The sequence below is a fragment of the Agrobacterium sp. MS2 genome (genome assembly GCF_003261015.1).
GTDB lineage: Bacteria > Pseudomonadota > Alphaproteobacteria > Rhizobiales > Rhizobiaceae > Agrobacterium > Agrobacterium pusense.
The window spans coordinates 286,880-293,858 of the sequence record NZ_QLNF01000007.1 but is presented as its reverse complement, the minus strand read 5'-3'; the positions used below and the strand labels follow the sequence as shown (position 1 = coordinate 293,858).

At 57.4% G+C, this 6,979-nt stretch carries 8 protein-coding genes; 3 read left to right on the top strand and 5 right to left on the bottom strand.

The features are described 5' to 3' along the window. Window positions 1-62: 62 nt before the first annotated feature. Both DOU54_RS03020 and DOU54_RS03015 read left to right on the top strand, forming a co-directional pair. Window positions 63-704: an N-acetylglucosamine kinase gene (locus tag DOU54_RS03020; protein WP_080823396.1), complete on the top strand. Its 642-nt coding sequence runs from the start codon at window positions 63-65 to the stop codon at window positions 702-704. Window positions 705-730: 26 nt separating this feature from the next. After that, on the top strand, window positions 731-1,747 hold the full coding sequence (locus DOU54_RS03015) for an SIS domain-containing protein (RefSeq protein WP_113730540.1): 1,017 nt from the start codon (window positions 731-733) through the stop codon (window positions 1,745-1,747). A gap of 10 nt (window positions 1,748-1,757) precedes the next feature. On the opposite strand, the gene DOU54_RS03010 is transcribed toward DOU54_RS03015, so the two are convergent. From DOU54_RS03010 to DOU54_RS02990, 5 genes are all read right to left on the bottom strand, one after another. Further along, a complete protein-coding gene (locus DOU54_RS03010; RefSeq protein ID WP_072492917.1) occupies window positions 1,758-2,051 on the bottom strand; it encodes a type II toxin-antitoxin system RelE/ParE family toxin in 294 nt (97 codons plus the stop codon). Then, entirely contained in the window at window positions 2,048-2,356 is a 309-nt protein-coding gene (locus DOU54_RS03005; RefSeq protein ID WP_072493407.1) for a type II toxin-antitoxin system RelB/DinJ family antitoxin, read from the bottom strand. Before DOU54_RS03005 ends, DOU54_RS03010 begins: the two co-directional genes overlap by 4 nt. 275 nt (window positions 2,357-2,631) lie before the next feature. After that, window positions 2,632-4,029 carry a dihydropyrimidinase gene (gene hydA, locus DOU54_RS03000; protein WP_072492918.1) on the bottom strand — a complete coding sequence of 466 codons (1,398 nt, stop codon included), beginning with the start codon at window positions 4,027-4,029 and terminating at the stop codon, window positions 2,632-2,634. A 2-nt stretch (window positions 4,030-4,031) separates the two neighbouring features. Next, window positions 4,032-4,823, bottom strand: coding sequence for a GntR family transcriptional regulator (locus tag DOU54_RS02995; RefSeq protein WP_113730537.1), 792 nt, complete (start codon window positions 4,821-4,823; stop codon window positions 4,032-4,034). A gap of 47 nt (window positions 4,824-4,870) precedes the next feature. Continuing rightward, window positions 4,871-5,572, bottom strand: a complete 702-nt coding sequence (locus DOU54_RS02990) for a maleate cis-trans isomerase family protein (protein WP_234797321.1) — start codon at window positions 5,570-5,572, stop codon at window positions 4,871-4,873. A gap of 361 nt (window positions 5,573-5,933) precedes the next feature. On the opposite strand from DOU54_RS02990, the gene DOU54_RS02985 reads away from it, so the two are divergent. Next, the gene (locus DOU54_RS02985) at window positions 5,934-6,977 is read left to right on the top strand and encodes a TRAP transporter substrate-binding protein (RefSeq protein WP_072492920.1); all 1,044 of its coding nucleotides are present in this window, start codon (window positions 5,934-5,936) and stop codon (window positions 6,975-6,977) included. Window positions 6,978-6,979 lie beyond the last annotated feature (2 nt).

Here is a 6,979-nt window from a genome sequence, read left to right as displayed (position 1 = left end):
CGTGACCGGCGCAACTGCCTGAGTTTAACTGAAAGCGCTTCGTCCGGCCTCAGTCGAACAACGTGACAACGCCGCCGGCGGCCTTCGATATCGTTGACGGGATGGGGGTGGTGGCCGGCACAGGATCGATCGCGGTCTGCCGCAATCTCGACGGCCGCATGCTGGTCGCGGGCGGTTGGGGATGGGTGATCGGCGACGAGGGCAGCGCCTCCGGCCTGATGCGCGAGGCGGCAAGAGCTGTGGCTCTGCATCTTGATTACGGTGGCGTCAAGGAAGAACCCCTGGTTAGGCTGCTGTTCGAGGCGCTCGAGATCAAATCAGCGGCGCGCATCGGCAGCACAATTGGGCGAAGCGGCAGCGCCGCCCAACTCGGCCGGCATGCTCACGTCATTTTCGAGGCTGCGGAAGCGGGATCGGTGCTTGCCCGCCAGGTGGTGCGTGACGGCGCCAAAGAGCTCGCCGATCTGGTGGCGCGCCTCAAGCACAACGGAGCCACGGCGACATCGGTTGTTGCCGGCGGCAGCGTCATCGCCTCCCAGCCGATGCTGTGGAACGCCTTTTCCGAACAAATCACCAATCGTTTTGACGGCGGGATGACCGCTCGGCTGTTTACCGGCCCGCCTGTCGAGGGCGCCTGCCGCCTTGCAGCCCGCCTCAATTCCGCAGCGACCATCGCACCCCGCCCCGTTTCCTCTTCTTCCTGAACGCAGACTTCTTGAAAGGACCATCCATGAGCTATCGATCCACCATCGCGCGGCAGCCGGAATCGCTTGCCGACAGTTTTTCTGCAGCCAGCGCCGAGGTCCAGGGCCTCGACCTCTCGGCATTCGGCTCTGGCCTCATTGGCATTACCGGCATCGGCGCCAGCTATGCCGCGGCAACTGTGGTTGCCGGTGAATTGACGCGTCGCGGCCGCCGGGCGTTTCCGCTCCGCCAGGTTGATATGATGGGTGGCGATGCTGCCGACGCGATCATCGCGCTCTCTCACCGGGGCCGCAGCGTCGAGACCGTGGATGCGCTCAATGCTAATTCGAAGGCAGCAAAACTCGCTATCACCAAGGATCCGGAGAGCCCGCTGGCAAAGGCTGCCGGCCTGCATGCCATGATCAACAACGGCTCCGACGCCACCCCGTCGAGCACGGGTTACACCGGCACGCTCGCCGTTGCCGGTCTCGTCGTCGACAAGATCTGCGGAGGTAGCAGCGCAGATTGGAATACGATCCCAAAGCTTGCAGCACAGGTGCTTGCAGATGCGGGAAGCAAGCTGGAAAGGCTCGGCGAGCTCTTCCGCGATCGCCGCGCTATAGATTGCGTCGGTGCAGGCGCCTCGCTCGGAACCGCCGACGGCGCCTCGCTCCTCATCCGAGAAGCATCCCGGATTCCCGCCGGCCCGTCGGAAACCCGCCACAATCTCCATGGGCCGATGGAATCCATGGACAGCAAGACGGGCGTCGTCGTGTTCGGCGATGGACGGGAGCTGCAGATGGCGCGCCAGCTCGAGGAGCTCGGTTGCCCGGTACTTCTGGTCACCGCGAACCCGGAGATCCGGGATGGCTCCCTGCTCACCGTCATGCGCGTGCCGGCACAAGAAAACCTGATCGCGCGGGCGATCCTCGATATCCTGACTGCGCAGCTTCTCGCGGCGCAGTTGTCGGATGCTGCAGGGCTAACCGATACCAAGTTCCGCTATCCGCAGACGGATACCAGTATTGGCTGTAGAGTGGAATTGAACCATTGGCCCACTTGATTGTAGTCGCTCAGCTCCGCGGCAGATATTCTGGCCACTCCTGCGCGCCATGGAGTACGCGAAGAATTCGAACTGTCGTTTCGGTAATGGCGTAGGCGGCGATATAAGGCGTACCGTTGATGACGAGTTCGCGCGTCCCGGCAATCCTACCCATTCGCCCGCTGGCAGGGAAGTCGAGCAAGCGACGGACGGCGGCGACTATCCGTTCGTCGACCAGAGCGGCGGCTGCAGGGTTATCTGCCTCGATATATGTGAAGATGGCGTCGCGATCCGACAACGCGTACGCAGACCAAGTAAGCTTCACGATTCTGCCGCACCAGCTTTAAGGCGGGCCGCTATTCGGCGTTTGGCAAAATGCGCCTCGGCCTCGTCGTCCGATAAATCCGGCCGAGTATCGGTCAACGCTTCGAGCACCTTGGTCCGAAACCAAGCGTCATGCGCTTCGCTCCCAGAAAGAAGTTCAAGAGGCAGCGCCCCCTCGTTCGCGGTTCGGGTGAGCATGATACGAACCGCATCAGATACTGTGAGGCCCATGCTTTCAAGCACGGCAGAAGCACGATCCCGAACTTCGGCATCAATACGTGTTTGGACGAGTGCGTTGGCTGCCATGACTATCTCCATACCAAGACGATATGGTAATGCAATTGAATGACAATTTCCAGGATAATTTACGCCGCCAGTGTCTATTCGCGGCCCTCAAGCTCTTGATGTAATTTTCCCCCTCGACCTTTGATGAAACATCATGGTGGAAGGTTGAAACCTCCGGCCAATGCCGGCTAGCTTTCGCCCGGCCGGTCTATATTAGAATGATAGGCGATTGCCTGAACCATCGTCTCAGCAAATGAAAACGAGTGGCCTGTCATGAACGGGCACTCCATCTTGCGTCAGGCGTAGCTGCTGATCTCGCGAGGCAGATAGGTGCCGACACCCTTATCGGCCGAGAGTTTTCCTTCGCAGACGACGACTTTGCCGCGCACCATAGTCAAGATTGGCCAGCCGGTTAGCTCAAGCCCTTCATAGGGGGTGTAATCAGAACCGTCGTCCAGCATCGAATGAGTGAGCACCTGTCTGATCTCCGGATCCCAGATCGCGATATCGGCGTCGGCTCCAATAGCTATCGTGCCCTTACGCGGATAGAGGCCATAGGCCTTGGCATGGTTGGTTGAGGTAACAGCCACGAATCTGTTTATATCGATACGCCCCTTCATGACACCTTCCGAAAACAGGATCGGCAGACGCGCACCGACGCCCGGAATGCCGTTCGGGACCCAGCGGAAGCTGGTTCGCCCCTTTGGCGTGAGTTTGCCCTGCGAGTCATCGTAACGAAAAGGGCAATGGTCGGATGAAAATACCGAAAACACATCCTGCTGCAGCCCTTCCCAACACGCCTCCTGACTGTCGACATCGCGCGGCGGTGGCGAGCAGACATATTTCGCGCCCTCCATGTTAAGGCCGTCGAGATCGTTTTCGGTCAGTACCAGATATTGCGGGCAGGTCTCACCGTAGATTCGCAGTCCGCGCTGTCGAGCACGCCGGATTTCCTCCATCGTCTCGCGGTTGGAAACATGCACGACCATAAGAGGGACGTCCGACAGTTCAGCCAGCGAGATGGCACGGTAAGTTGCCTCACGCTCGGCGATCTTCGGCCGAGAAGAAGCGTGATATTTCGGCGCCGTCTTGCCTTCGGTCTCGAATTGTTCGGTCAGATAGCGGATGATGTCGTAATTTTCTGCGTGGATCATCACCAAGGCACGGGTATCTTTGGCAACCGCCATGACCCGCAGGATATCGAGGTCGCCGAGCGCAAGACCGTCATAGGTCATGAAGATTTTGAAGGATGTATAGCCGTCGCGTACCAGCGCCGGTAGTTCCTGACCGAGAACCTGAGGGCTCGGATCTGAAATGATCATATGAAAGGATACGTCGGTATAGCACTGTCCTTCAGCCTTGGCATGGTAGTTCTCGATCGCCGTGCGTAGAGACTGTCCGCTCTCCTGCAGGCAAAACGGCAGGATTGTGGTGTTGCCGCCCATTGCGGCGGAACGCGTCGCACTTTCGAAATCATCGGCCATGACGATGCCTTCGCCCGAAGGCTGGGAGATATGGACGTGGCTGTCTATGCCGCCGGGAAGGACCCAGCGACCGCCGGCATCAATCACATCTCGGGCCTCTCCAAGATCCGTGCCAAGGGCGACGATCTTCCCATCGCGGATAGCAATGTCACAGGTAAAGACATCGGATGCCGTAGCGACACGGCCTCCCTTGATGATGGTGTCATACATGATCAGGCTTGCTCCGTTTCGATGGGATTGGGGGATCGCCTTGCGCCAGTGCGGCGCTTTTTCGCGGTCGCTGATGCCGTTTCGAGTTTCCTGCTTGCAACGACGGCAAGCATTGCCTCGCCGGTCAGGCGGCTGTGCGATTCCAGCCGCTCGGCAAGATCTAGGGGTGTGCGCGCCTTAAGTGCAGTCAAAATGCGCTCATGTTCGGCGAAGGATTGCTGCAGTCTTCTGTCGTGCTCGTTGACCAGAAAGCGGTAGCGCCAAATCTTCTGCTGGACTGTTTCATAATTCTGGATCAGCAAAAGATTGCGAGTGGCCTGGGCGAGGCCGCGGTGGAATTTGTAGTTGAGATGCGTGTACTCGTCGTGCCTACCGGCACTGAGTGCTTCATTGAGCTGAAGATGAATCGCTTCCAGCGCTACGATCTCCTCGTCTGTCGCACGCTCGGCCGCCGTCAGCCCGATCAGCCGCTCCAATGCCCCCTTGAACTCAAAGAGCGGCCCGACCTCTTCCGGGTCGATCGGCGCTACAATCGCACCTCGATTGGGTCGCAGTATGACAAATCCCTCTGCAGCCATCACCTTCAGCGCTTCGCGGAGAGGTGTGCGTGAGACGCCGAAACGCTGGCATAATTCTGCCTCTGGTATACGAGATCCATCCGGCAACTCACTCGCCATGAACATGGCCCGCAGCCCCGTCAGCAAATTGTCGTGCAACGTTGATGGGCTGCCAGACGTGGCATCATCCAGCGTCTCGTCGCGTTGGAGCGGAGCGGTTTGTTTGTCTGCATTCATTGATGGTTTCCGGTATTTCGCAAATTATTGCGGCGCATGAAGCCGCATCAGACCGTAAACATCCTGCCGAATTTGGAAAGCGCCGTCATCGGCACGCCTGTCTCTTCAAGGCACCCCCAAAGGGTGAAGGCCACCGAATCGAGTACCGGAATACCGAGTTCCTGCTCAAGTTCTGCCGCGATCATCGGGCCGCGCATATTGGTGCAAAGGATCACGATTGCATCTGGTTTTGACTTTGCGACATCCCGGCACATTTCGGCGATTTGCTCCTCGGTGACCTGTGCGAAGGCGAAGTTTTCCGAAAGGCCCGAATGGCTTTCGGCCACGGTTTCGACGCCGATATCGCGATAATTGTCTATGATCCTCTGCTGCACGTCATCAGTATAGGGACTTACAAGTCCAAGCCGCTTCACGCCCAGCTTATCGATCAGCCGATTGAGGCTGAGAATCGCACTCGTAGCCTTGACGTTGAAACGCTCGCGAAAGGTGGCGCAGAGTTTCGCGTCCGTATCAAAGCCGAGCCAACTTGCAGACGTACCGTTCCAGGCAATCACATCCGGATTGGCGTCCATTAAAAGCTCGGCTGCCTGATAGATGGGATCGAGCTTGAATTGCTGGTTGGAATCGCTGTCCAGCGCAATGCGTACAACGCGGAAACGGCCGAAATGCACACTTACTTGCGGAAATAGCGGCTGCGCCAGCGCACATGTGAAGGGCTCGACGACCGTATTCGATGAGGGAGTCAGCATCGCGATAATCGTTCGCTGGATATCAATACCACTATTTTGCATTCAAAATCTCACTATTCCAACATTCATTGTGTGCGCCCGAATTTCGCACCCTCATCGAACCAAGTACAGGTCGAGCGCCAAATCTCTTTCTTTTATCGCCGAATTCCATCATGAAACGCAAGTGAAAACCATACGCATCAATGCCCATAAAACCCGCAATTCCTGGGCTTTTTGCATAAAATTCCAACTTCAATGCCGAATATTTAGCCACAACACTTATTGGTCTATTTTTTCTGCATTCAAATCCGATTTGCAGTTGGCTACACATTTTTTATCTGCAACACTCGCGTCATAAATGAATTCAAAAAAGGGGTTCTCGATGCGCAATATTCTTCTCGCTTCATCGCTGGCGGCCAGCCTGATTGCTTCTGTCACGACTGCGACAGCTCAGACGCCGATGCGAGTGGCCGGCAATTTCTCCCAAAACAACAAACAGGTTGATATCGAGCGCTCCTTCTTCGAGGGCTTGCCCGCGGCCTCCGGTGTCGATCTTACGGTCAATTACAATCCGATGGATGTCGTCGGAGTGAAGGCGCCTGATGCTCTGCGCATGCTGCGAGGCGGCTCCTTCGACGTGATGTCGGTACAAATCGGTATGGCTTCCCGCGACGATCCGTTCTTCGAGGGTGTCGACCTTATCGGCGTTGCCACCGACATGCCGGCTCTCCGTAAGGTCGTCGATGCCTATCGCGACGCCTTTGACCAGCGCTTGCAACAGAAGTTCAATGCCAAGGTTCTGACCCTGTGGCCCTTCGGGCCTCAGGTTTTCTACTGCAACCAGGAGATCAAGGAACTTGCTGACCTGAAGGGCCTGAAGGTCCGATCCTTCACGCCATCGATGTCTGCCATGCTCGAAAGCTTTGGTGCGACACCGGTTACGCTGCAGTTCTCGGAAGTTTATCCAGCCCTCCAGCGCGGCGTCGCCTCCTGCGGTGTCACCTCGCCAACTTCAGGCAATACAGGCAATTGGCCGGAAGTAACGTCCTATCTGCTACCCCTTTCCGTTTCGGGTTCGGTACAGGGCCACTTCATGAATCTCGACACATGGAAAAAGCTGTCAGCAGAGCAACAGACCGCCCTCATGACTCAGTTCAAGGCGCTGGAAGACAAGCTGTGGGACCTCGCAACCACCGCCAACGATGATGCCGTCGCATGCAATACAGGCGAAGCAAGCTGCGCCAACCATAAAAAATTCAGCATGAAGCTGGTTTCAATCAGCGACAGCGATCGTCAGAAAATCAAGGACGTGGCGGAAAAGACCGTACTGCCGATCTGGAAGGAAACCTGCAACAAGATCGATGCGGCTTGCTCGGAAACCTGGAACAAGACGGCTGGCGCAGCCGCCGGCCTGACGATCAAGTAACC

Bases quoted from the DNA above. Each gene is read 5' to 3' on its own strand.
- DOU54_RS03015 (WP_113730540.1), top strand. From the start codon at position 731: ATGAGCTATCGATCCACCATCGCGCGGCAGCCGGAATCGCTTGCCGAC.
- DOU54_RS03005 (WP_072493407.1), bottom strand. From the start codon at position 2,356: ATGGCAGCCAACGCACTCGTCCAAACACGTATTGATGCCGAAGTTCGG.
- hydA (WP_072492918.1), bottom strand. From the start codon at position 4,029: ATGTATGACACCATCATCAAGGGAGGCCGTGTCGCTACGGCATCCGAT.
- DOU54_RS02995 (WP_113730537.1), bottom strand. From the start codon at position 4,823: ATGAATGCAGACAAACAAACCGCTCCGCTCCAACGCGACGAGACGCTG.
- DOU54_RS02990 (WP_234797321.1), bottom strand. From the start codon at position 5,572: ATGCTGACTCCCTCATCGAATACGGTCGTCGAGCCCTTCACATGTGCG.
- DOU54_RS02985 (WP_072492920.1), top strand. From the start codon at position 5,934: ATGCGCAATATTCTTCTCGCTTCATCGCTGGCGGCCAGCCTGATTGCT.